General features: G+C 59.7%; 20 protein-coding genes and 3 pseudogenes. 7 read left to right on the top strand and 16 right to left on the bottom strand.

Going from position 1 to position 20,840, the window contains the following annotated elements; genetic code table 11:
* Positions 1-4: 4 nt before the first annotated feature.
* Positions 5-1,009: an NAD(P)/FAD-dependent oxidoreductase gene (locus IVB22_RS39595; protein WP_247522553.1), complete on the bottom strand. Its 1,005-nt coding sequence runs from the start codon at positions 1,007-1,009 to the stop codon at positions 5-7.
* Here IVB22_RS39595 and IVB22_RS39600 point away from each other — a divergent pair.
* The 3 genes from IVB22_RS39600 (at position 1,008) to IVB22_RS39610 (ending at position 3,386) form a co-directional block, all read left to right on the top strand.
* Positions 1,008-1,916: a DUF72 domain-containing protein gene (locus tag IVB22_RS39600; RefSeq protein ID WP_247522554.1), complete on the top strand. Its 909-nt coding sequence runs from the start codon at positions 1,008-1,010 to the stop codon at positions 1,914-1,916. The genes IVB22_RS39595 and IVB22_RS39600 overlap by 2 nt on opposite strands.
* 198 nt (positions 1,917-2,114) lie before the next feature.
* Positions 2,115-2,888 carry a triacylglycerol lipase gene (locus tag IVB22_RS39605; RefSeq protein ID WP_247522555.1) on the top strand — a complete coding sequence of 258 codons (774 nt, stop codon included), beginning with the start codon at positions 2,115-2,117 and terminating at the stop codon, positions 2,886-2,888.
* Positions 2,889-3,161: 273 nt separating this feature from the next.
* Positions 3,162-3,386 (top strand): hypothetical protein, encoded by a 225-nt coding sequence (locus IVB22_RS39610; RefSeq protein WP_247522556.1) that lies wholly within the window; start codon positions 3,162-3,164, stop codon positions 3,384-3,386.
* 103 nt (positions 3,387-3,489) lie between these two features.
* Here IVB22_RS39610 and IVB22_RS39615 read toward each other — a convergent pair whose 3' ends face one another.
* The 5 genes from IVB22_RS39615 to IVB22_RS39635 form a co-directional block, all read right to left on the bottom strand.
* A complete protein-coding gene (locus IVB22_RS39615) occupies positions 3,490-3,966 on the bottom strand; it encodes a DUF2269 domain-containing protein (RefSeq protein ID WP_247522557.1) in 477 nt (158 codons plus the stop codon).
* The gene (locus tag IVB22_RS39620; protein ID WP_247522593.1) at positions 3,966-5,246 is read right to left on the bottom strand and encodes an SDR family oxidoreductase; all 1,281 of its coding nucleotides are present in this window, start codon (positions 5,244-5,246) and stop codon (positions 3,966-3,968) included. Before IVB22_RS39620 ends, IVB22_RS39615 begins: the two co-directional genes overlap by 1 nt.
* Before the next feature lie 19 nt (positions 5,247-5,265).
* The gene (locus IVB22_RS39625) at positions 5,266-5,820 is read right to left on the bottom strand and encodes a hypothetical protein (protein WP_247522558.1); all 555 of its coding nucleotides are present in this window, start codon (positions 5,818-5,820) and stop codon (positions 5,266-5,268) included.
* A 22-nt stretch (positions 5,821-5,842) separates the two neighbouring features.
* Positions 5,843-6,004, bottom strand: coding sequence for a DUF2934 domain-containing protein (locus tag IVB22_RS39630; protein ID WP_247522559.1), 162 nt, complete (start codon positions 6,002-6,004; stop codon positions 5,843-5,845).
* 188 nt (positions 6,005-6,192) lie between these two features.
* On the bottom strand, positions 6,193-6,690 hold the full coding sequence (locus IVB22_RS39635; RefSeq protein ID WP_247522594.1) for a ferritin-like domain-containing protein: 498 nt from the start codon (positions 6,688-6,690) through the stop codon (positions 6,193-6,195).
* A 211-nt stretch (positions 6,691-6,901) separates the two neighbouring features.
* Between IVB22_RS39635 and IVB22_RS39640 the strand changes: the two are divergent.
* The 3 genes and pseudogenes from IVB22_RS39640 (at position 6,902) to IVB22_RS39655 (ending at position 9,435) form a co-directional block, all read left to right on the top strand.
* Positions 6,902-8,168, top strand: a pseudogene (locus IVB22_RS39640) (DUF892 family protein).
* A gap of 711 nt (positions 8,169-8,879) precedes the next feature.
* Positions 8,880-9,131, top strand: coding sequence for a response regulator (locus IVB22_RS39650; RefSeq protein WP_247522560.1), 252 nt, complete (start codon positions 8,880-8,882; stop codon positions 9,129-9,131).
* Positions 9,132-9,207: 76 nt separating this feature from the next.
* A complete protein-coding gene (locus tag IVB22_RS39655; protein ID WP_247522561.1) occupies positions 9,208-9,435 on the top strand; it encodes a hypothetical protein in 228 nt (75 codons plus the stop codon).
* A gap of 594 nt (positions 9,436-10,029) precedes the next feature.
* Here IVB22_RS39655 and IVB22_RS39660 read toward each other — a convergent pair.
* From IVB22_RS39660 to IVB22_RS39675, 4 genes and pseudogenes are all read right to left on the bottom strand, one after another.
* Positions 10,030-10,332, bottom strand: a complete 303-nt coding sequence (locus tag IVB22_RS39660) for a hypothetical protein (RefSeq protein WP_247522562.1) — start codon at positions 10,330-10,332, stop codon at positions 10,030-10,032.
* A gap of 325 nt (positions 10,333-10,657) precedes the next feature.
* A pseudogene (locus IVB22_RS39665) lies at positions 10,658-11,338 on the bottom strand (PAS domain-containing protein); the annotation flags it as partial.
* Positions 11,339-11,523: 185 nt separating this feature from the next.
* The gene (locus tag IVB22_RS39670) at positions 11,524-11,700 is read right to left on the bottom strand and encodes a hypothetical protein (protein WP_247522563.1); all 177 of its coding nucleotides are present in this window, start codon (positions 11,698-11,700) and stop codon (positions 11,524-11,526) included.
* A 14-nt stretch (positions 11,701-11,714) separates the two neighbouring features.
* Complete coding sequence (locus IVB22_RS39675; RefSeq protein WP_247522564.1) at positions 11,715-11,954, bottom strand: hypothetical protein; 240 nt, start codon at positions 11,952-11,954, stop codon at positions 11,715-11,717.
* Positions 11,955-12,681: 727 nt separating this feature from the next.
* On the opposite strand from IVB22_RS39675, the pseudogene IVB22_RS39680 reads away from it, so the two are divergent.
* Positions 12,682-12,958 (top strand): annotated as a pseudogene (locus IVB22_RS39680) (SOS response-associated peptidase); the annotation flags it as partial.
* 33 nt (positions 12,959-12,991) lie between these two features.
* Here the strand turns inward: IVB22_RS39680 and IVB22_RS39685 are convergent.
* The 6 genes from IVB22_RS39685 to IVB22_RS39710 all read right to left on the bottom strand — a co-directional run bounded on the left by IVB22_RS39685 (position 12,992) and on the right by IVB22_RS39710 (position 20,825).
* Positions 12,992-14,956: an ATP-binding cassette domain-containing protein gene (locus IVB22_RS39685; protein ID WP_247522565.1), complete on the bottom strand. Its 1,965-nt coding sequence runs from the start codon at positions 14,954-14,956 to the stop codon at positions 12,992-12,994.
* A gap of 5 nt (positions 14,957-14,961) precedes the next feature.
* Positions 14,962-16,698 carry a peptidoglycan-binding protein gene (locus tag IVB22_RS39690; RefSeq protein ID WP_247522566.1) on the bottom strand — a complete coding sequence of 579 codons (1,737 nt, stop codon included), beginning with the start codon at positions 16,696-16,698 and terminating at the stop codon, positions 14,962-14,964.
* A 144-nt stretch (positions 16,699-16,842) separates the two neighbouring features.
* A complete protein-coding gene (locus IVB22_RS39695; protein ID WP_247522567.1) occupies positions 16,843-17,718 on the bottom strand; it encodes a hypothetical protein in 876 nt (291 codons plus the stop codon).
* A 146-nt stretch (positions 17,719-17,864) separates the two neighbouring features.
* Entirely contained in the window at positions 17,865-18,875 is a 1,011-nt protein-coding gene (locus IVB22_RS39700) for a PepSY domain-containing protein (RefSeq protein WP_247522568.1), read from the bottom strand.
* Positions 18,876-19,139: 264 nt separating this feature from the next.
* Positions 19,140-19,838 (bottom strand): hypothetical protein, encoded by a 699-nt coding sequence (locus IVB22_RS39705; protein ID WP_247522569.1) that lies wholly within the window; start codon positions 19,836-19,838, stop codon positions 19,140-19,142.
* 81 nt (positions 19,839-19,919) lie between these two features.
* Positions 19,920-20,825, bottom strand: a complete 906-nt coding sequence (locus IVB22_RS39710; protein ID WP_247522570.1) for a hypothetical protein — start codon at positions 20,823-20,825, stop codon at positions 19,920-19,922.
* Positions 20,826-20,840: the final 15 nt, after the last annotated feature.

The raw sequence follows: 20,840 nt of genomic DNA on the forward strand, positions 1-20,840 counted from the left end.
GGCGTCAGTCGCAAAATCCGTCACGGCGCAGAAAGGCCTTGTTGATAGCGACCGCCGCTTTGGCGCCTTCCGCGATCGCGATCGATACGAGAAGAACGTCCCGTGACACGTCACCGGCCACATATACGCCCGGCACGCTGGTCTCCTCCGTAGCCGGGTCCGTAATGACGCCTCCTTTTTCATCGCGTACGCAGCCCAGGCGCAGGGACAGGTCAGACGCCTGATGGCAACCGGTTGAAAAGAACAGACCTGACCGCTCCAGATCGGGACCGCTTTTGAACTTGATCTTCGTGAGGAGCCCTCTGGTGCCTTCGAGGGCCACGACAGGTTCGCTCCGCAGCGGGATCCCATGCTGCTTCAACTTTCGCGCTGCATCCCCGCTGACCTCGGTGCCGTCGCTGCAAGCCACGACATCCGCTATCCAGTGCTTCATCATGACTGCAAGGTCCGCTCCCTTATCCCCCTTGCCGAGCGCAGCCACGGGTTTGCCGACGTATTCAAACCCATCGCAGTACAGGCAGTGATGAACCGATACCCCATATAGATCCCCCACCCCCGCGATGTCGGGGAGGTCGTCCACAATGCCCGTGGCGAGAAGGACCTTCGAAGCGACGCCCCCGGTGCCATCGGCACAGTCAAACGCAAAGCCGTCTTCGGCAGGCGTGATATCGGTCACCCGCGTCCCTCGGAATGAAACCGACTTATAGCGTGTCAATTCCTGCCGGGCTTCTTCCAGGAATGCGGAGGGAGGCAGGCCTTCGTGCCCCAGCAGCCCATGGATGGCCCTAGAGGCGCGATTGCGCGGCTGGTCATCATCGCAAAGCAGGACCTGGCGACGGCATCGTCCAAGTATCAGGGCAGCGCTCAATCCGGCAGGTCCGCCGCCAACAACGACCACATCGATTTTCATGCCGAGCACCTTTCCTTTGCAATTTGTATGGGACGTTTTTCTGGGACTGGGAACCCCTTCCGCCTGTTCGCGCGTTAGAAAGTCGGGAAAGACGATCATGCCACGCGCGCGCACAACGGAAAAATGGAAGGAATTGACGCCTGAGGAGCGCCGCGAGCGGCGGCAGCTCCGCCGCGCAAAGCAGCGAGATGATAACATCGGGCGCGCCGCGAAGATGCACGCCGCGAGGCTCAGGATGGAAGCTGTGAGCCAAAAGGGTCCGCCTGATTTGAGGCCATCGGTCTATATCGGCTGCTCAGGCTGGCGTTACTGGAAATGGCGGGATTCGTTTTATGCCGGTGTGCCACAAGAAGATTGGTTGGAGCATTACCTGAAGCGCTTCGACACCGTCGAAATCAATGCATCCTTTTACTCGTGGCCGACGGTTGCCAACGTCCAGGCCTGGCGGCGCCAGCCCGGCAAGAAGAGGTTCGTTTACACCGTGAAGGTCTGCGAGCACATCACGCATGTGAAGCGCTTCAAGGGTACGAAGACGCTCATTCGGGATTTTGGATTGATCGCCGATATTCTGGGCGAGCAAATGGGCTGCTTTCTGTTCCAGCTCCCGCCGAGCTACCGTTATACAAAAACGCGGCTGAACGCGATCGTGAGCCAGCTCGATCCTGCGCGCCGCAACGTTGTGGAGTTTAGGCACACCAGCTGGTGGAATGAGGAAGCTTATGGTGCGTTCCGAAAAGCCGGAATTATCTTCTGCTCCTGCAGCGGGCCACGCTTGCCCGACGAGCTTATCCGGACGGCCGATGAAGTTTATGTCCGTCTGCATGGCCCCAAGCGATGGTATCGGCACGATTACTCAAAGAGCGAACTAGCAACGTGGGCGGACAGGATTAAAGCGAGCGGCGCCAAGAAAGTCTGGATCTACTTCAATAACGATAATGACGCCTACGCGCCCCAAAACGCGACGGCCCTGCGGCGCATGCTCGGCCGCGTATCCTTTCCGGTGTAAGGTTTGGCGCTGGAACTTTGCATACCCATATTGGGGTTTCATGACCAGATCAGCAAATCGAAGCGCTAGCTGCGAAACGTCGTCCGCGCCAACTCCCTTTCGCATGATATAAGTAGCTTCCACTAAGAGCGCGCAGTTTAGGAACGATCACCAGTAACTTGGGTTTCCTTCTTGTTGCACCGCAAAAAGGAAATCCGAATGTCGACTATTGCCGCTCAGTTCCACCGTCCGCCGTCAAGAATTCTTATGCTCCTCGAAGGACGAGCCTTGCACGAGTTTGGGGCGTTTCTCAGTCTCTTACCCCTGCTGAATTTGGCCGCCAAAGGCGATGGACATCCGATATTGGTCCTCCCTGGGCTTATGGCCGGCGATGATTTAACGACACCCCTGCGTCAATTTTTGACGGGCCGTGGCTACGATGTCAGGGGTTGGGGACTGGGACTCAATCGAGGTCTTCGTGACGGCGTTCAGGATCAAATGCTCGATCTCGTGCGCAATCTTAGCAATGCGCACAGGCGAAAGATCAGCATAGTGGGGTGGAGCCTCGGCGGCGTCTATGCGCGCGAACTCGCGAAAATATTGCCGGATCGCGTTCGCTCGGTGATCACGCTTGGAAGCCCGTTCGCGGGCGATCCCAAATCTACAAATGCGTGGCGAGTTTACGAATTGGCCAGCGGCCAATCGGTGGACGCCGCGCACGACGAATTTGGTGGCTCGATTGGAGAAGCTCCTCCAGTACCGACCACCGCGATTTTCAGCCGTACGGATGGAATCTGCGCGTGGCAAGCCTGTGTCGAAAAAACCTCTGCCTGGTCGGAAAGCATCGAGGTCGAAGGAAGCCATTGCGGAATGGCCGCGAATCCAGCCGCGTTGCTTGCGATTGCGGACAGGCTTTCCCAACCAGAGGACGCATGGGTCCCATTCGATCGCAGTGGTTGGCGGAGCATTATTTTCCCTGATCCGGCTCGGTAGGAGAGGAGGGATCGGCAAACGTTAGGGCTTGCTTTGGTCCATCTCGGCAGCTCGCAATACCTGCGAGAACACCGCGTAGGTTAAGAGTGTGATGTACGATCTTGATTCGGGGTCCGCGACGGGTTCTGAATGCTGTATTGGTCGGGATAGCTCCTTTCTTACTCCACGACTCACGACTGAAAGGCCAGTCGCTTTGCGGCACAAGAAGCCGTCCTAAACGTGCGGCAGTTGGAACGGCTTTCTGTTCAGCTGGTTTGCGGGAAGGAGTTTTCCATGTCCTCAAGCCACCAACGCAAGATCCATCAAAGCGAAAACGGCGATAGCTGGTGGCTCTGTCGACATGGCCAAGATGTCTTCATTTTGCACGAAGCGAATCTCCCTGATGGCGAAAACGCTACAAGAACCGAACTTCCAGACTTTTTGGTCAAGAATAGAGGCGCGCCTGAGCACCGGGCGCTCTTGAAGATGATTGGCGGCTTTACAGAGCTCCTCTCCTAACCGCTCGACCATCTTGAATGGCAGCCGCCTCGTTGTCAGTTAACTGCGAGCTCGCAGGATGAAGCTCAAGAAGCATCCACTGCTGCTCGGCTAACCACCATAGTCAAAAAAACGCGATTTGGGGTTTGGCTATCATCAACCACAATATAGCAGCGACGGCGATGAACGCTGGAATGCCGAAGGCAAACCAAAGCCAGAATATCCGATGATATTCATCAGGAAGAGGCGAGCCTTCCGCCGCTGCGGCTGAGGCGAGATCCCTCAGGCGCATCTGCATCCAGACGACGGGCAACCACAGTGCCCCTGTGATCACATACAGCACCATGGACCACACGATCCACCCATCCCAGAATGAGTAGCCGACGTGCAGCACAAGCAGCGAGCCTGTGACGGGCTGCACAACGACAGCGGTAGCCGTAAAGATAAAGTCCGCTATCACAACAATTCGGGCGACACCTGCGATAACGGTAGGCTTTCCGCCGAGGTGAGCCGCGAGCATGAAAAAAGCAATGCCCGATCCCGTGCCAAGCAAAACCGCGGCGCCAACGATATGTAAGTATTTGAGAACGAAATACAGCATTATCGATCATCGAGAACAGCTAATGCGACGAAATGCAGTACGATAATCGGCCAGATCTTCAACATCGGTCCTAAAGGATCCGCCCAGAGGCGAGGCACAAGTATGGTCCCGATGACAGCGTAGGCGATGGAGATGGCGATGGCCGCATAGAGCCCGTAGCGGCTGGTTGGACGATAGGCAATCGCGAGTCCAATTGCCAGGTCGGCTAGTGCGCCGGCGACCACTGTAAGCGCCGCGCTCATACCTTCGACGCCGCCCTCGCGCATGAGGCCCACGCCATAGCCCCAGCCCGGCCCCAGCGAGACAAAAGCGGTTGAGATCCAGAACAGCGACAAGACGACAAATATCGCTGGCTTCAGCAAATACATACGCGCAAACCAGCGTTCCTGCACGGAAGCTGGTTCCGAGGCGAAGAATTCCGGCAGGCCTTTTGGATGCAGCCCAAGCCGCTTCATGTCTTCACGATTGCCAACCGCGCCTCGCCTGATCTCCCGCTCAGCAGTGCTTCGTACGGGAGGCCGCCAGCCCAAAAGCGAAATCATATCGCCGATCTTGTACATCACGCCCGAAGCCAAATTCGGCAAGTGGACCTCCCGCGCAGGAGACCAGCGGCACCAACGGCGGATGAGTGCTACAACTTCGAGGAAAGAATAGCGATCCGGTCCGACCAGTTCGACAATCTTCCGTGTGGGCGCGCCGGGGTCGAGAAAATACTTCACGGTTCGCACGACGTCCTCAAGAAGAACGATCTGGAGCTGTCCCGTGTTCGGCATCACCGGAAGAGCCGGGAGGGCCGCCAGACCTCGCATGAGCGCGCTGGCCCCATAGGCAGCGCGACCGATCACCACGGAGGGTCGCAAAATGATCCAGTCGAGGTCACGCTCCATCAGAGCTTTGTCGCCAGACAATTTTGTTTCTGAAAAAGCGCTGGGGGTTTCACGGTCCACGCCGATGGCGGAAAAATGAATGATCCGGCGGATTTTGAGTTGCTCGCAGGCGGCAAAGAGATTCGCAATGCCGTGGTGATGGACCATTGAAGTCGATTCTTTTGAGCTGTCTTGGAGCACCCCGGCGCAATTCACTACGGCCTCTACGCCATCGAGATAAGGCAGCCAGTAGGACGGAGACGTCGCCTTATTAAGGTCGACCGAGATCGCCGCCGGACTCGCAACGCCGGCGCGTCTACTCATGGAAATGACCGAATGGCCGCGCGAGGATAGGTCAGCAACAATCGCGGAGCCTAGCAGGCCTGTCCCTCCAATGACGGCTATCTTCACGATGGTCCTCCGTGCTCGGTGATTAAGCGCTCTTCCGCGACCTAAAACCCCGAACGAATTCCTCCAAATAGGGCAGCACTTCAAACAGCAGGACTGCGGATAAGAATGCGGCGACGTACCTCCACGGTAACGGGTCTCGCTTAAAGACGAGTTCGTAACGTGCCACCTCAGAACCAAATCCCCAGAGGCTGAGGAATTGCGGCCAGTTCAAGATAATTACGATAACCATCGCCATGAGAGGCATCAGTTCCAGAAAACTATGCACCTGCTGTTCGATGGGCGTGATGAGCCGCTTGTGACTGGCGAACGTAGTGTCCCACAGTGCTGTCAACTGGTGCGCAACAAAACCGGCAATCATAGCAGCTATAATGAGTGCGTTGATCTCAAAAAATAGCGCCGCCAGCAGGGGTATCGCCACCTCGATCAACATCAATAGATGAAGCAGAGTTTCCCTATAACCGCTCGTAATCTCAATCCGTGAAGCTCGATGGCAAAGGTAATCAGCAAAACCTGCCAATAACCAAAGAGGCAGGACAAAGTATAACAATATGGTTTCAGCTGCTGCGGAGTGGTCCATCCGGTAAGCACTTCTCGTCTGGTTACAGGGTGTCGGGAGTGCGGACGGGAGATGACTTGTCCTCGTTTCGCAACTCCTGCTCCGCCAGCTGCCAAAATTCATCCTCTCTGCCTTCGGGTCTGCCGCTCCGCTCCCAGATCTCATAGGCGCGGTTCTCAATATCCTTTTCAGTCGGTTGGGTCACACGTCGTCTCCTTTTGGGTACGGGGATCTCGCGTGAGTGTCGGCTCATCGCGACCTGCGCATCAGTCTCGTGTCGACCAGGGGGCGGCCTCCTCGGCCGGATGTGCGCCCCCAGATATGTCTGCAGTTTGGACCCGCGCCGCCGCCGGCTCGCTTCGGCGCGGGGATCTACCAATCATTGGGATGTACTTACGCGGCCTGCTGTTCGTGGCGCACGTACTCCATCGTGACCTTTGCGACGTTGGCATCGATCCAAGCCGCCATGCGCTCTTCCTCCTTCAACGAGGTTTCAAGCGGAGCGCGGGCGGATTCCATGCCGGCCGCCGGGCAGAGCGTCAACAGCGATTTATAGGCGGCGATCTCGAAGTGCTCGAACGCGTTGTTCGCAAAGGTATTCTTCAAAATCTCGTCGCCCGCCATGGAATGTGCCATTGCCATGGCATTCGCCGCGACCGACTGGACCGTATCCTTGAGGCTGGAGGTGCTCTCACCGCACGCCTCCAGGCACCGCTCCAGGCGCTGCAATTGCTGGTTCGTCTCCTGAAGATGGGTGGCGACTTTTGCTTTCACCTCCGGATAGTCATCCAGCCTTTCGGATTGCCGTTCCATCAGTTCGCGCGCCTGGATTTCCATCGCATGCGCGTTTCTCAAGCCGACCACAAATATATCGCGAGCCGTCTGGGTCATTTGCCTCTCCATTCCCGACTTGGCCAAGATCGGCGAAAACAGCATGCGGCTACCAATGTTCCTATCGAAGTCCGTGGTGCGCTGTTTATTCGCACGACCAGCCTGATCTCCTACTCGACGATAGCCTCGGACGGAATCCTTCGCCCGGTAGGAACAAACGACACCGGCCACCGTTCAGGATGATATTTCCTCCCACCTCCCGAGGCGCTCCATGTATCACCATGTCAAGAAGCTGATGTTCACCGTCCGCGTCGACGAACCGGACCCCCGTTTCGGCAATATGCTTCTTGAACAGTTCGGCGGCGCCAACGGCGAACTCGCGGCCGCAATGCAATATTCGATACAGGGACTCAATTGCGAGGATCCGGACCGCAAGGACCTGTTGATGGACATCGGCACCGAGGAACTGAGTCATCTTGAAATCGTCGGCACGCTGGCGCGCATGCACCTCAAGCCGATGAAGTTCGACCGCCAGGCTGCCGAAGCCGATCCCCTGATTGCGATCGCAGGCGGCGGTGGCGTGAACCTGTTCAATTCCCAAGGCAACGCCTGGACTGCCGACTACCTAAAGATAACTGGCGAACTCGACGTCGACCTGCGCAGCAACATCGCCGCCGAGGCGCGCGCCAAAGATCGTCTACGAGCGGCTGATTAATTTCTGCGACGACGCCGGCACCAAGGACGCGCTTCAGTTCCTGATGACCCGCGAAATCACCCACATGAAGGCGTTCGCGCTGGCGCTCGAGAGCATGGGCAAGCCAGCCTTCAGCATCGGGCGCATCGCGCCGACCCCGGGACTGGTCGACCAGTTCTTCAACGACTCCACCGGAGCCGGAGAGCATGGCGAGATCGACACCCGCGGGCCTTGGAACGAAGGCAACGGCTGGGTGTTCACGGAATCACCGGCCATTCAGGCCGAACCGGGCGCCAGCGCCATCGTCACAGAAAGTTCGCCGCCGGCCGAGCAAGCCGGCCTGACTGACCTGCTGATCGACGAGCTCCGCGACATCCTGCACGCGGAAAAGCAACTGACCAAGGCGCTGCCGAAGATGGCCGAGGCAGCGCGCTTCGATCAGCTGCGTGAGCTGTTCGAGCAGCATCTCGTCGAGACCGAAAACCAGGTAGAGCGTATTAACGAATGCTTCGAGCTGCTCGGCAAGACCGCCCGCGCCAAACCTTGCAAGGGCATGATGGGGCTGGTGGAGGAAGGCCAGGAGGTCATGACCGAAGGCGAGGAAAAGGAAGATGCGGCCGCGGACCTTGCGCTGATCGGAGCGGCGCAGCGTGTTGAGCACTATGAGATCTCGGCTTACACGACGGCGAAGAATCTTGCCCAACAACTACGCCACAGCGCCGTCGTCGCACTGTTGTCGAAGTCGCTGGCTGAAGAAGAGAATTCGGATCAGTTACTCAACCAGGTCGCTCGGTCGCTGATGTCGGTAGCAAAAATGCCTGCCGCGATCGAACAAGTCGAATAACATCGGTTCAGTTGACGCGCCGGAGTAACTTGCGATCGAGCTCGGACTTTCGTCACCTTCACGCCGGTCCGCGCCGAGCCGTTCGCTTGACGGGCAAAGAAGCGTTTCGGATGTCCACGGCGGGCAATCGAATTAACTCGGCCCTGGTGTATCGTCCTCCTTCGGCGGCCGCAGGCCCGGCGAGTTAAGCCAATCGTCCATATGGGCTGCCGCTTCGATCTTCCGCGCCTTTTTCAAGACGCCTTCGCGAACTAATCCATAGGGTAGCAGCTTCGCCTCGTCTCGGAGCCTTTGAGCCTCTTCGACAAGCCGCTCTTGAAGTGGTTTTGTTTGTTTGACACGCCGCCGCTTGATGATCGTGGCGCGCTCCTTTCCATTAGAGGAAGGCGGGAGCGCTACCAGGCGTTCTCATCACAGATAAAAGCCACGAACCGGGCTGTGATGATTATGAATGTACCACTATTTAACGCGAGCGTATGTCCACAAGTGCACACAAGTAAATTTCGGTCGCCAGGTGCAACAGCCCGAGCACGACCGATCCATCCCAAGGACGCCGCTGGGGATGGCGATGAAACCATTGCGAATTCCGGGGTTTGTTATTTTACCGGAGGCAATGATGTCGAATTTCGTAGCCCTTGTTGTGGAAGATGATGCGTTCCAGCGCGAGTGCCTCGCCGATCTGCTGAAAAGCGAGGGCCTGGAGGTGGTGGAGTGTGCCAATGGAGAGGTATCGCGGAACTGGTGCTGGCTTCAACCGGCCCTGAACTCCGGGCCCTCGTGACCGATGTCGTGCTCGGTGGAGAGATGTCGGGCGTGCAACTTGCGCAGTATGCCAAGCGCGAATTCCCTAATCTGAATGTCGTAATGGTCTCTGGTCACGGAACGCCCTACGTGCCGCACGGCACCCATTTTCTGATGAAGCCCTATGATCCGCGGCAGCTACTGGATGCGGTGCTGAGGTGAGCTGAGCCGTCAGGACTTTGTACACGAGACCTGAGGCCCTTCGGGAACCATGTGTTTTGCTCTGCATTTTCCCGACATGCCGCGGTATTATTTCAATGTGCTCAACGGGACCGCTAGTTTCGATGACGAGGGCGTGGAGCTGCAGGACGACGAAGCCGCCTGGCGTCAGGCCACGACAACAGCAGGCGAGCTGCTCAAGGACATCGACGGAAAGTTTCGGCCCGACCAGGAATGGAGCCTTGAGGTAACCGACGCGCGACGAAAGCCGATCTATGTAATTAGCATCAGCGCTCAGAAGAAGTGAACCTAATCGCACCTCGCCCCGACATACGGTTACTGGAGGATTGCAATTTCCAGTTCCAGCGCACCGCCACTGAGCATTATTCGGCTCGGTGGCGGTTTCGTTTTATGGAAAGGGCTCCCGAGGGCACCAGCAATGACCGAGAACCATTTGGTCCAATCCAGCCCGTTGCGAGAGAAGACTTTCTTTCGCCCGCCATTCAAGTGAACCCGAGTAGGTAGCCGTCGAACTTGATTTCGTGGAGGCACTGGGCGCCCTTGGGCGCCTGGTCTTCAGCGTGGCGAACTCGGCTTTAATGAGAATTGACACTCACTCAAAAAACCCGTCGCACTTTGGACTGCAACGGCGGGCATTGTACTTGCTTCCTGAAATCTCGAACAATCAGGGGACGTCCACCAGTGCTATAAGGTGGCTTCGAGCGACGACACGCATGTCCGTTTACGCCAGAAGCTGACATCGGCCGAGCCTCATCCGTTGCTTATGGCGTTATGCCCCGCCACAGACTACTCCATGAATCGCTGGGACTCGCCGCGGCAGTGCGCAGCCATGGCGTCGTTAGCTCTAGCACCCTACTTCAGCCGCGCGTAGCGGCCCGGCCTATGAAAGGGGCAAGACGATTTCGCACGTGAGCCCTTGGTCGCGCCAATCGAACTGCACCTCACCCTTGAGTTGGCCAATCATATTTTCCATAATGCGTGTGCCGAATCCGCGGTGCGTGGGCGGCGTGACGGTCGGCCCGCCCAATTCGATCCAGCGCAAGCTGAGCCGTCCGTTTGCTGTAACGGACCATGAGATTTCAACGCGACCCTCCGCTGCCGACAGCGATCCGTATTTTGCCGCGTTGGTCGCAAGCTCGTGCAAGGAGATTGCAGTAGTCTGGGCTGTGCTCGGCTCCAGCATAACGGCTGGCCCCTCAATTCGCACGCGCGCCTCTTTCTCCCCGCTGTAAGCCAAAAGCTCCTGCGCGGCCAGACGGTGAAGCTCGGCTCCCGCCCAGCGGGATTCCACGAACAGCGTATGGACCTTTGCGAGGGCTTCGATGCCGCCCTTCGATCAGCTCTTTAAGATCATCTGACGTATCGGATTTAGAAAGACGCACCGTCGCCAGCACTGTGGCCAAGATGTTCTTTGTTCGATGCTCGGCCTCGCGCGCCAGATTGACGATTTGCGCCTCGTTGCGTTTGTGCTCAGTTATGTCGCGAGCGATTTTCGATGCGCCGATGACGATGCCTTGAGCGTTTCTGACCGGTGAGACGGTCAGCGAAATGTTAATCAAACTCCCATGCTTGCGCTGCCGAACGGTTTGGAAGTGGTCGACGCGCTGGCCGCGCCGAATCCGCTCCATGATCGCTTCTTCCTCTTTTTGCTGACCGGGTGGAACTAGAAGCATAATGGGCTTGCCGATGATTTCCTCGGCCGTATAGCCAAAAACGCGCTCCGCGCCGCCGTTCCAACTCGTGATGATGCCTTCGAGGTCCTTGCTGACGATTGCATCGTCGCTGGATTCGATGATAGCGGCGAGCCGTAGCGCGGCCTCCTCGCTGCGTTTGCGCTCCGTTATATCCTGGAAGCAGTTGACGGCACCGACAACGTTTCCACCGCTATCCTTGATTGCCTCGATGTCAACAAGTGCAATGCCGCGCAAGCCATCAGGCCGCTCGATGTGTACTTCCTGTTGGCGCACGGAAATGCCGGTGCGCAGCACATCTGCCATGGGGCATTGATGGTGCGGGAGCAAACTGCCGTCGGGGCGGAACATTCGATACGATCCGCAAAACCGTTCATCGGGATCGCCGAGTCTAGGCGACCGGCCCCATAGTTCGGCAGCGCGGCGGTTGTATCGAAGAACGAGACCGTCCCGGCATAAACGGCAAATGGCAATTGCTCGAACAACAGCCCCGGCAATGCGAAGCCCTGCTCCTGATCACGCAAATCGACGATGACGCCAGCCGCGTTCGCGACCGCATCCACCTTGATAGGCTTTCTCATGAGTTTACGCCAGATACGTGGCGTGTCGGATGGTACATTGGTCATGTGCCGCCTACTTTCGCGTCCCCGCGTTTACGAAAGAGGCCGCCAACAAAGGCGACCTTACGCCGTGTTTCGCGTGTTCAGGGCTTGCTCAATTTCGTCCGCAAGCCGATTTAAATGACAGTGCAATCGATCGAAGAAGTCTCGCTTGGCACTGGCCGTAGCGAGATCCCGGATCAGCGCAGCCTCGGCCGCGTCCTTCCGCAAACGTTCCTGTGCCGCCAGATAATCCTGCATATCTGACGGCCTGACTATTTGTTCTGATCGGACAGTAAGTTTTCCAAAACCTTTGGAGGCTGCAATCCCGGCGAAGTTAGCCACTCGTCGATATGCGAGGCGGTCTCAGCTTGCCTGGCTCGTCGCAAAAGGAGTTCTTGGGCATGGCTGCCGGGAGGTAGCTTTTGAGCGGCCTCCCTAAATCGCAGGGCCCCTTCGGCCAGACGGTCCTGGAATGTCTTTTCGTGCTTGATGCGGCGTCGCTGCTGCGGCATTGCGCTGCTCCTTTCCATGAGGAAGGCGGGAGCGCAACCGAGCGTTCTCATCACAGATAAGAGCCACGGACCGGGCTGTGACAGAAATTAGCGTAATCCCTTCGGAACGGTTCCACCAGCGGATTCTGCCCTTCCGCGCGCTACCGTTTGTCGCCGCGCTGTCGGGCGAATTCTAAAACTATGCGGTCGAGCGCTTCCCTCCCGGCACCGTGGGCCTCGGATTGGGAGGCGTACGATTCATTCGGCTAATGGGCTCGAAGACGCTTGCCCGGATTGCGGGAGAACAATGGAAGGGAACTGACAAATTGGTAGCCCCGTTGAAGGTTCGCTTTTAGGGGTGTCACACGCAGCCGAACGCGATCTCCACGGTGGGAGAGATGGGTAATGACGAGACGCTAAGCATTGAGATGCGCAAGCGCAAATTCGCGTATCAGATCGGTATGGATGTCTCGCCTACGATTGCGCTCGCTCAAGATGCAACACCAGCAAAGCGACCTACCGTCAGCGCGAAGCCGTTCGTTCAGGCGAAGTCGAGGGCGCCCGTTGGTTGCAAGCTCGTCGGAACGGTCAAAGGGACGAAGCTCTGGGCGGGCGAATGCAGTCGCGCCGGAGTTAAGAACAGGTACGCCAGTCGAAGAGTCGAGTGCGACGTCGGTCCCCGACGTGACGGGCGGGGCCGCCCCGAAGGATAAGCAGTAGTGTTGCTATTATGTGCAATCTCTAAAGCATCACCCCCAACCAAGAAGCCATTCGCGCGCTGTTCCGCTTGGTGAATCGCTATGTCGGCAACCTCGCGCCGATGCCGGGCGTGTTTCCCGATTATCCGGCTCATCGAAATGACTCTGATGCGGTGGGAAATGCCGCCGCCGACGCGAACCGGTGGTCCGCCAGTGACAAACATTCGCAACACCTCGTCCCCGCATTGGCGCGGCAGGCTGAAGCCAGAAAACCGCTGCCTCGTGCCGTTCAACAGCTTCGCTGAATACGCGCCGGAGCCCAACCCGGCGCCTTAGGAATCCGCTATTTGAGGACATGCCCTAATGTCGGAACGCTTCGGCCGGTTCAAGCGCGGCGGCGCGCGAGGCGGGGTAGACTCCGGACAGCAGACCGATCACGCCGCCAACAGCTGGCGCAAGCAAGGGAGCGAGCGGGTCGAGCACTGGAGTCCAGACCTGATACGCCGAGACACCCACCACGATCAGCACGCCGACACTTGATCCGAGCAGTCCCCCCACGACGCCCATGGACGCGCTCTCGATGAGGAACTGTGAAGCGATGTGGCGACGAGTGGCGCCAATGGCGCGGCGCAGTCCAATCTCCGCCGTTCGCTCCATCACGCCCACCAGGGTGATATTGGCGATCCCAAGCGCGCCGACCACGAGCGACAGGCCCCCCAGCAGCAGGAACATCATATTGAGATCGGTTTGCACGTCGTCGCGCACGCGCCGCGGCTCCTGCGGCAGTTGCACGCGAAGCGTGCGTGGGTCGTCCGGCCGCAGCGCCGCCCGCGCCTGCAGCGCGATCAGGGAAGCGGCGCCGATCTTGGTCTCCACGACCACCATACCAGGCCCGAACAGGCTGAAATGCCGTCGCGCCGTGCCCTCGGGAATGATGACCGAACCAAGCAGTTCCGGCTTTCGCACCACATCACGGAGGATACCGATCACGAGATAGAGCTCGTCGCCGACATAGATCGCGGGCAGCCGCTCTACTCCAGCGATGCCCAGGCGGCGCGCGGCATCGGGGCCGAGGATCGCAACTCGCTCGGCGCGGGCAGAATGCCCCCCGTCGATAAACCGTCCCGAGGCGAGGTCGGCGCGCACCGCGCGGAATAAATCCGGCGAGGCGGCGCGCACCGCCAGTTTGAATGCGGTCTGATTGGACGGATCCACCACCGGCGAGGCGCTGACGAGCATGTCGTGGACATTGACGTCGCTGAGCAGGCCCGCGGCCACGACACCGTTCAGCCGGACCAGCCGTTCCGGCGCGTCCCATGGAATGGCCCGCGGATCAATCGTGCCGGTCGCCATTCCCGGCCGGGCCGTGATGAACAATTCCGTAGCCGCGAGTTGATCGAACTGACTGATGATGCGGTTACCGGCGGTTCGCGTCAGACCGATGGTGGCGACCAGCGCCGACATGCCGATCACGATGCCAAGCACCGTCAGCGCCATACGGGCCGGACGCGCGATCGCCCCGGCGATGGCTTCGGAGACGAGGTCACGCATCGTGATCCCCGACGCCGCGATGCGCGCTCTGGATGGAGGTGGCAATCCCGTCTCGCTTCCCCCAAAAAGCTCGCCATCCTTCATGTTGACCCGGCGCGAGCCCCGGCGCGCGACGTTTTCGTCATGCGTGACAACGACGATCGTCATGCCCTCCTTGTTGAGCTCGGTGAAGAAATCCAGGATCGACCCAGTATTCTTGGAATCAAGATTGCCGGTCGGCTCGTCGCACAAGAGCAGGCTCGGTGAACCCATCAGGGCGCGGGCGATCGCCACCCGCTGGCATTCGCCGCCAGACAATTTGGAAGGCAGGAAATTTGCGCGATGCTCGAGGCCGACGCGACGAATTTCCTCCATCGCCCGTTCGCGACGCCCGCGTCCGGTGTGCCGACGGTATACCTCCGCCAGCATGACGTTCTCGAGGACCGTGCGATAAGGGAGCAAGTGGAATGACTGAAAGATGAATCCAATGCGCCGGCTGCGCAGCCCGGCCCGCTCATTCTCGCTCAGCTTTGTTGTTTCGATACCATCAAAAACGTACTGTCCGCTGGTTGGCCGATCGAGGCAACCGAGGATATTCAACAGGGTGGATTTCCCCGAGCCGGATGGACCGGTTATCGACAGCCATTCGCCACGCCGCAACACGAGATCCACATCAACTAATGCGTCGACCGCAGGATCGGTCCCGAACTGCTTACACACTTTACGCAGATCGAGCACATGGTCGGCATCGGCAGGAACTGCCTTGACCGGCACCTCCGGCCGCTTGTCTTCCATGAGCCTCATTTCGCTGCTGCCGGCTCGGCTGTTTTATACCCCACCACCACGAGTTGGCCGGGGGCAAGCCCCCCATCGGGGATGTTGACCTCGACATAGCCGCCCGTCGAAAGCCCCGGTTGCACGGTGACGAATTCCTGCTTGCCGCCGCGATCGACCAGCACGCGCGACGTGCCGTCGGCCGCAAGCGATACCGCGCTGGTCGGCACCGCGGTGACCGCGCCCTTCGACGTTTCGATCGGGATTGTCAGCCGGACGGAAAACCCGGCCAGGAGCACCGGTGTGGTCTCTACCCTGACCCCGAGATAGAAGTGATAGCCGTCCACGCCGCGCGTGCCGGGTGTGGTCGCCACCGTCTCGACGACGCCAGTCGCCTTGATCCCAAGCGCCTGCTCGTCAATCGCGACTTTCATCCCGGGCTTTACTAACGGCGCGGCCTCAAGTGGCAGCTGCGAGTCGATGCTGAGCTGGTTGTCGGTTACACTCATGACCGGCCCGGAAGCATTGGCTGCGACCGCAGCGCTCACCTCGTGGACGCGGATCGGAAGCGACGGGATGAATACGACCTCGTCCGCGGGCACCTGCACTCCGAGTTTCGCACGCGCGGTCGCGAGTTCGCGTTCCAGCCGCCCTGCTCGCTCGCTTGCGGCCTGGACATCGAATTCGGCGAGCGTCTGCTGTTCCTGCGCGGCGCGCACGTTGCGCTCTCCTTCCAGGCGGGCCGCCTTCACGGCTCCCTCGGCAACCCGGATCCGTTCGTCGGCCAGGCCGGCCTCGCGCGCCGCGGTCTGAATCGCCAGATCGGCTTCCAGCTTCGCCTTGCGCTGCGCAGCACGTGCCACTTTGAGCTTGGCCTCGGCCGCGGCACGCGCCGTTTCGGTCTGGCGCGGATCGAGAACGATCAGGGCACGATCGGCGACTTGCGTGGCGACATCGGCACTGGCCGCGGTCGCGGAATGCGCGGCCCGAGCGCGTTCGGCTTCAAGCGCGAGCGATTTGCCGGCGCGCGCGTCGGCCAGCTGGCGGCTATCGCCAACACGCGCCGCGCTGTCGAGGGCCGCCTGTCGCGTGTTCTGCTCCGCGGTGGCCCGCGCGGCACCGACGGCTTTCACCGCGGTCTCGCGCGTGGCCTCGGCCGCAAGCTGGGCCCGCGCGGCATCCGACCACTCTCGCTCGAGCGCGGCAACGGCCGCGCGTTGTTCGCGCGTCGGTGCAAACGGATCCCACCCGGCCTTTTTATACATGCGCTCGACGGCGCCGGATGTCTTCTGATCGTAATTGCCATCGACTGTGCCCGGATCGAAGCCAAGACGAGCCAGGGCTTCTTCGAGCTGGCGGACATCGCCGCCGCTGGTTCCGGGCGCCATGTCGCGAAAAGCCGGTGCGGCGCCGCTGAGGACAAAGACCGGACGACCGGACGCGGATAGAATCACCTCGCCTTCCCCAAAGTTCGCATTCGGCCGCGGCAGCGACGAGATCAGCCCGACGGCGCCCTTGACCGTCGAAGGCGCGATCGAAATCGGCTGAGGCAGCCCGAAGCGGACCGTGCCGCGGGTGACCACATCGGAACTCAGTACACGCGACTCAACAGGCACGAGGATCGGAGATGCCTCTGGGGCTGCGGTGCGCGCCGCGATTTCTGCCGGAGACTGGATCCTGGAGCCCATGTACCAAGCGCCAAGCGCCATGCCCCCAACCACGCCCAGGATAGCCCAGAGAACGTTTATGCGCTTTGCGATCATGCCGTAGTCCCTCCCGCCATCGACAGCGTGCGGGCCATCTTCGTAGGAAGCGTTGCGTCCTTCTTCATGCGATGCACTGCGAGGAAAGGAGATTACTCATCGTCACCGATCCGGGGAAGTATGGGAGTGTACATCCTAATTGGTCTATTGCACTTTCCGGGAGAACAGCTCCTCCTGGATCTTCTCCTCGATTGGCGTCAGCACCTCCTCATGCAGCTTATGGGCTCTGACCGAGACCAGGCGCTCGAAATCCTGCAATTTCCTCAGCGCGGCTTTCTGGTCCTGTGACATCTTGATTACCAACAGCTTGCCGCCCTCGGTCAGCGCGCTGAGCCGGTTCCGCAGGTCGGGCTCGATTTCGTCCGGATGGCCGTATTCGAAGCCGGCCTTCTTCATTTCCCGTTGCCAGAACGCAATCGCGGCCTTCATCCGCGGGTCCTTGTTGATCAGCGCATCCTGGGGATTGTAGTGGCTGGCCTTCAACTGATCGGGCTTGAACGTTTCAGTGAGCGCCTTGCGTGTGCAACCGCCGGTACGCGACAAATCCTCGGTCTCCAGAGCGACCGCGAGGGTGCTGAACACGTCATCGCCGAGCAATGCGCGATTGTAGGCGACCTGATCCGCGGGGGAAAGCTTGCGGAAAATCTGCACATTGCGTTCGCCCAGACCGACGCGGGCGGGGTTGTAGCCGGTGGACAGCTGAGGCGGCAAACCCGTGTAGAAGGTAGATACGCCAAAGCCATACCGATTGACGAACTCCTCCTCACTGAGGCCCGGAAGTTGTTTGTCCGCCGTCATGCCCGCCCGCACGGTGTTGTGGTCAGCCGCGATGTACTGGAAGCCTTGTTCGCGCATGCAGCGCGCGATCAGTTCCTCGGTCTTCTCGATCGCCTGAACCAGTTCGCGTGGCGACATGCCGAATTCCTCGGTGCCGAGGCCCTTCGGTGCCTGTGCCTGCGCCGCCGCTGTCGCTGGCGCGAGCAGGACGGCGAACAGACCCGCGCAGATCGTCTTCTTCATGACGCTATCCCTTCCGGCAAAGAACCACACAAAGTTCGTGTTCAGTTTCTCCTGTCAACATTTCCGAAGCGGCACCTTTTATTGCCGTCTTCCTTCGATCGATTGGCCTCGGCGCGCCGGAATCACGCCGAGGCGGCCGATCCATGTCATTCCGTACCGAGGATCTTTCCGGACTCGATGTCGACGAAAACGTCTTTCTCGCCGCGCGACGTCTGAATCTCGACCACGTAGACACTCTTGCCGAGCTTCTTTTCAATCTTCACGTCAGTGGCCTTTCCGGGCATTCGCTCAAGCGCGATCTTGGTGGCCTCGGCAGCCGAAATCTTCGCCACCGGAGACTTTTGCTTCAAAGGCTTGTCGCTTGCCTTTCCGACGGTTGAGACGTTGGAGGCCGGATTGCTGGCCGGGAGCGCGTTTGAAATGACGAGCTTGCCGTCGGAGCTGTCGCTCACGACCCCCACATCTGGACACCAGACCTTGTCGGTGATTTCGTTCAGCTTGATCAGATCCTGCTCGCGGATCCGGGCGCAGCCTTTGAAGGTCCCGGCCGGAACCTTTATTTCGATGCCGGTTTCCATGTTCTCGGAGCCACCAAAGGCCAAGCTCTTGCTTCCTGCGGCGATATAGCGATCACCGATCGTGAAAGCGCCGGGCATCAACATGCCGGGCTCGGTGACGCCGTCGCCGTCAGGATCGCCCGCCCGCCACGTGCCAGCGAAAATCGGCTTGCCTTCCTTGATTTCCCAACTTACCCCGCCGAATGAGTAGACGCTGTTGGTGGTCTTATCGAGGGCCAGCCAGTTGATAGCGCGTTGCGTCAGCACGCCGTCGACACGTTCTTCTTCCTGCACAACCGCAGTCTTGAATTTGCCAAGCCCGGGAATATCGAAATCCTCGGTGGTATCCAGCACCACGGTCTCTTTGCGATACTTGCCGTCTGGGTGATCGGGCCGTTCAAGCGCGTGCTTGTGGCCCGGCATGATCGGGTAATAGAGCGGATTGACGCCGCGCGGGACGATATTCTCGCCCTGCAGATTCCACTCCTTCAGTGACGAGAAATCGTTGCCGCTCTTCCAGCGTGGCGGATCCTTGATCTCGCCGGCGGCAGCGCCGCCGGCGAGCGCGAACGCGGCCGCTGTCAGAACGGTGACCGCCAATAGGGTGGCTCGCCAACTGGTCGGCCGACCAGGTTGACCGCTCGCCGGCTTCATCTGTCGATCCAAACTCTGACTGTCGAACATCTCAATGCCCTCCAGTTACGGGCCGGCGGTCCGGACAAACGTCGCCCAAGGTTGCAATTGTTTCGTCCTCATTTTGGCCGATGAGCGAGAGCATGCGCGGGTGCATTGCCGTTCCCGGACAGAAGGCAGGGCATCGCCTGTTCGTCTCGGGCCAGTCTGACGGGCTCGGGCGGGCCTGGTTCATCGAGTCCTCGCAGTGGTGAAGCCAGCTTCGATGAAGGACCGGTTGCCGTCCTTCGCGACGGTCCCGATCGCGAATTTGTAGGCTTTGCCGGCGCGCAAGAACCCATCAGGTACAGTGAAGGATCTTGCCGAACCCGGCAGCAGTGCCCGGATTTCGTAGGCCGAACCGGTTTGCTCGACCACGATGGCGCAGGCCTCGATCCCCTTCGGCACGGACCATCTCAGGGTGAGAGCGGTGACGGGTACGTCCTTCTGGTCCGGCCGCGGATATTCGAATGCGGCCGGTTCGGGGAATACGTGGCTCAACTGCGCCTCGCCGCGCAGGTTCACCCCCTTGGTCGTCGTTCCCTCAAAGCGATAGGCGCCCGCCGGGAAATCGGCGCGGACGATCTTGTCGTCATCGGGTTCGGGCGATTCGAGCGTAAGACTGCGAACTCCCAACTTCGAGTCCGGCGTTCTGAGGTCGATCACCGTGCGCTCGCCGGGCGCCAATACTTTCAGCGCCGCGAGCCCATCCGTGGCGCCGGTCACATCGAACCGGATCTCGGCATCGCGGTCTTGCACGTTACGCTCGAGATAGACGGAGAGCTCTTCGAAGCGACCATCCTCGGCCGCTGCTCCCGCCAGCTGATAGGCCATGGCGAACAAAGCGCCGATGGCGGCAATCCAGCTGTTGTGGCGATGCATCGTGTTCACATCAACCTCCCACAGGTCCTCCTACCGATTCTGGACCAGTCGGACGCTTCGCCGGCACCCTCTACAGGGCCGGCGAAATACTCACCGGCTTCTTGCATTTGTCGCACCCTTCATCAGTTCGGCGGGCGGCGTGCGACCATAGAGGTAGGCGCGCTTCTCTATCTCCAGGGCCTCGGCGCGGGCCTTCGCCAACGCATCAGGGGTAAGCTTCACGACCTCGACCAGCTCCAGGGTCTCACGCAGCTTTTCGCCCTTTCCCCTCCAACCGACTTTGATATAGCCCACGCCGGCTGCGTAGTACTTGAGCTGCTGAGCGTCCGGCCCTTCGTGCTTGCTGCCCTCCGCGATCACCAGAACGTCCTTGTAGCAGCCGGCCGGAACACAGGCCTTCTGACCGACTTTTTCTACGGCTCCGCGGTCCGCCCAGTTGAACGGGGGCGGCGCGTAGCCCTGAGAGTAGCTTGGTGTCCCCGGACGCGGGTCTGCCTTCATCATGATTCCTGCATGCGAGCCATCCAGGCCAGCGAGCCAGGCCCTGTTGCCCACGAACTCCGCCTCGTCGTATACTTCACGCAGCTCACCCAGCAGCCAGACAGTGCCGTCCTTGTCCTGCGCGAAGAAAATGATCTCCGATTCCTTCACCTTGCCCTCCTTGTAGTCCACATCCCAGACGACGACGGTTCGCACGCCGTTGATTACCTTGGTGAGGTCCGTCACGGTCTGCACCACGCGAGCGGGAACGCGCTTCCCGTCCTCCTCGGTGAACCCCTTGTAGACCACCTGAGTCCCTGGCTGCAGCGGGAACCATTTGTTGTCGACGTTGGCGGAGTTATCGAAATTGTTGCGATCGAACGCTTCCAGCGCGTCCTCAGGAGCTTTGCTCTTCTGCGCCATAGCGCCGCCGCTGGACAGTCCGAGATAAATGAAAGTCACAAGCCCAACCAAGGCCATCGTTTCCTGACAATATCTGATCGCTGCCTTTGCCATCGTAGGCTCCTCCAA

The organism is Bradyrhizobium sp. 190 (assembly GCF_023073415.1).
GTDB lineage: Bacteria > Pseudomonadota > Alphaproteobacteria > Rhizobiales > Xanthobacteraceae > Bradyrhizobium.

Bases quoted from the DNA above. Each gene is read 5' to 3' on its own strand.
- IVB22_RS39605 (WP_247522555.1), top strand. From the start codon at position 2,115: ATGTCGACTATTGCCGCTCAGTTCCACCGTCCGCCGTCAAGAATTCTT.
- IVB22_RS39710 (WP_247522570.1), bottom strand. From the start codon at position 20,825: ATGGCAAAGGCAGCGATCAGATATTGTCAGGAAACGATGGCCTTGGTT.
- IVB22_RS39600 (WP_247522554.1), top strand. From the start codon at position 1,008: ATGCCACGCGCGCGCACAACGGAAAAATGGAAGGAATTGACGCCTGAG.
- IVB22_RS39675 (WP_247522564.1), bottom strand. From the start codon at position 11,954: ATGCCGCAGCAGCGACGCCGCATCAAGCACGAAAAGACATTCCAGGAC.
- IVB22_RS39610 (WP_247522556.1), top strand. From the start codon at position 3,162: ATGTCCTCAAGCCACCAACGCAAGATCCATCAAAGCGAAAACGGCGAT.
- IVB22_RS39695 (WP_247522567.1), bottom strand. From the start codon at position 17,718: ATGAAGAAGACGATCTGCGCGGGTCTGTTCGCCGTCCTGCTCGCGCCA.
- IVB22_RS39670 (WP_247522563.1), bottom strand. From the start codon at position 11,700: ATGCAGGATTATCTGGCGGCACAGGAACGTTTGCGGAAGGACGCGGCC.
- IVB22_RS39660 (WP_247522562.1), bottom strand. From the start codon at position 10,332: ATGCTGGAGCCGAGCACAGCCCAGACTACTGCAATCTCCTTGCACGAG.
- IVB22_RS39625 (WP_247522558.1), bottom strand. From the start codon at position 5,820: ATGGACCACTCCGCAGCAGCTGAAACCATATTGTTATACTTTGTCCTG.
- IVB22_RS39685 (WP_247522565.1), bottom strand. From the start codon at position 14,956: ATGGAAGACAAGCGGCCGGAGGTGCCGGTCAAGGCAGTTCCTGCCGAT.
- IVB22_RS39690 (WP_247522566.1), bottom strand. From the start codon at position 16,698: ATGATCGCAAAGCGCATAAACGTTCTCTGGGCTATCCTGGGCGTGGTT.
- IVB22_RS39615 (WP_247522557.1), bottom strand. From the start codon at position 3,966: ATGCTGTATTTCGTTCTCAAATACTTACATATCGTTGGCGCCGCGGTT.
- IVB22_RS39635 (WP_247522594.1), bottom strand. From the start codon at position 6,690: ATGACCCAGACGGCTCGCGATATATTTGTGGTCGGCTTGAGAAACGCG.
- IVB22_RS39655 (WP_247522561.1), top strand. From the start codon at position 9,208: ATGCCGCGGTATTATTTCAATGTGCTCAACGGGACCGCTAGTTTCGAT.
- IVB22_RS39595 (WP_247522553.1), bottom strand. From the start codon at position 1,009: ATGATCGTCTTTCCCGACTTTCTAACGCGCGAACAGGCGGAAGGGGTT.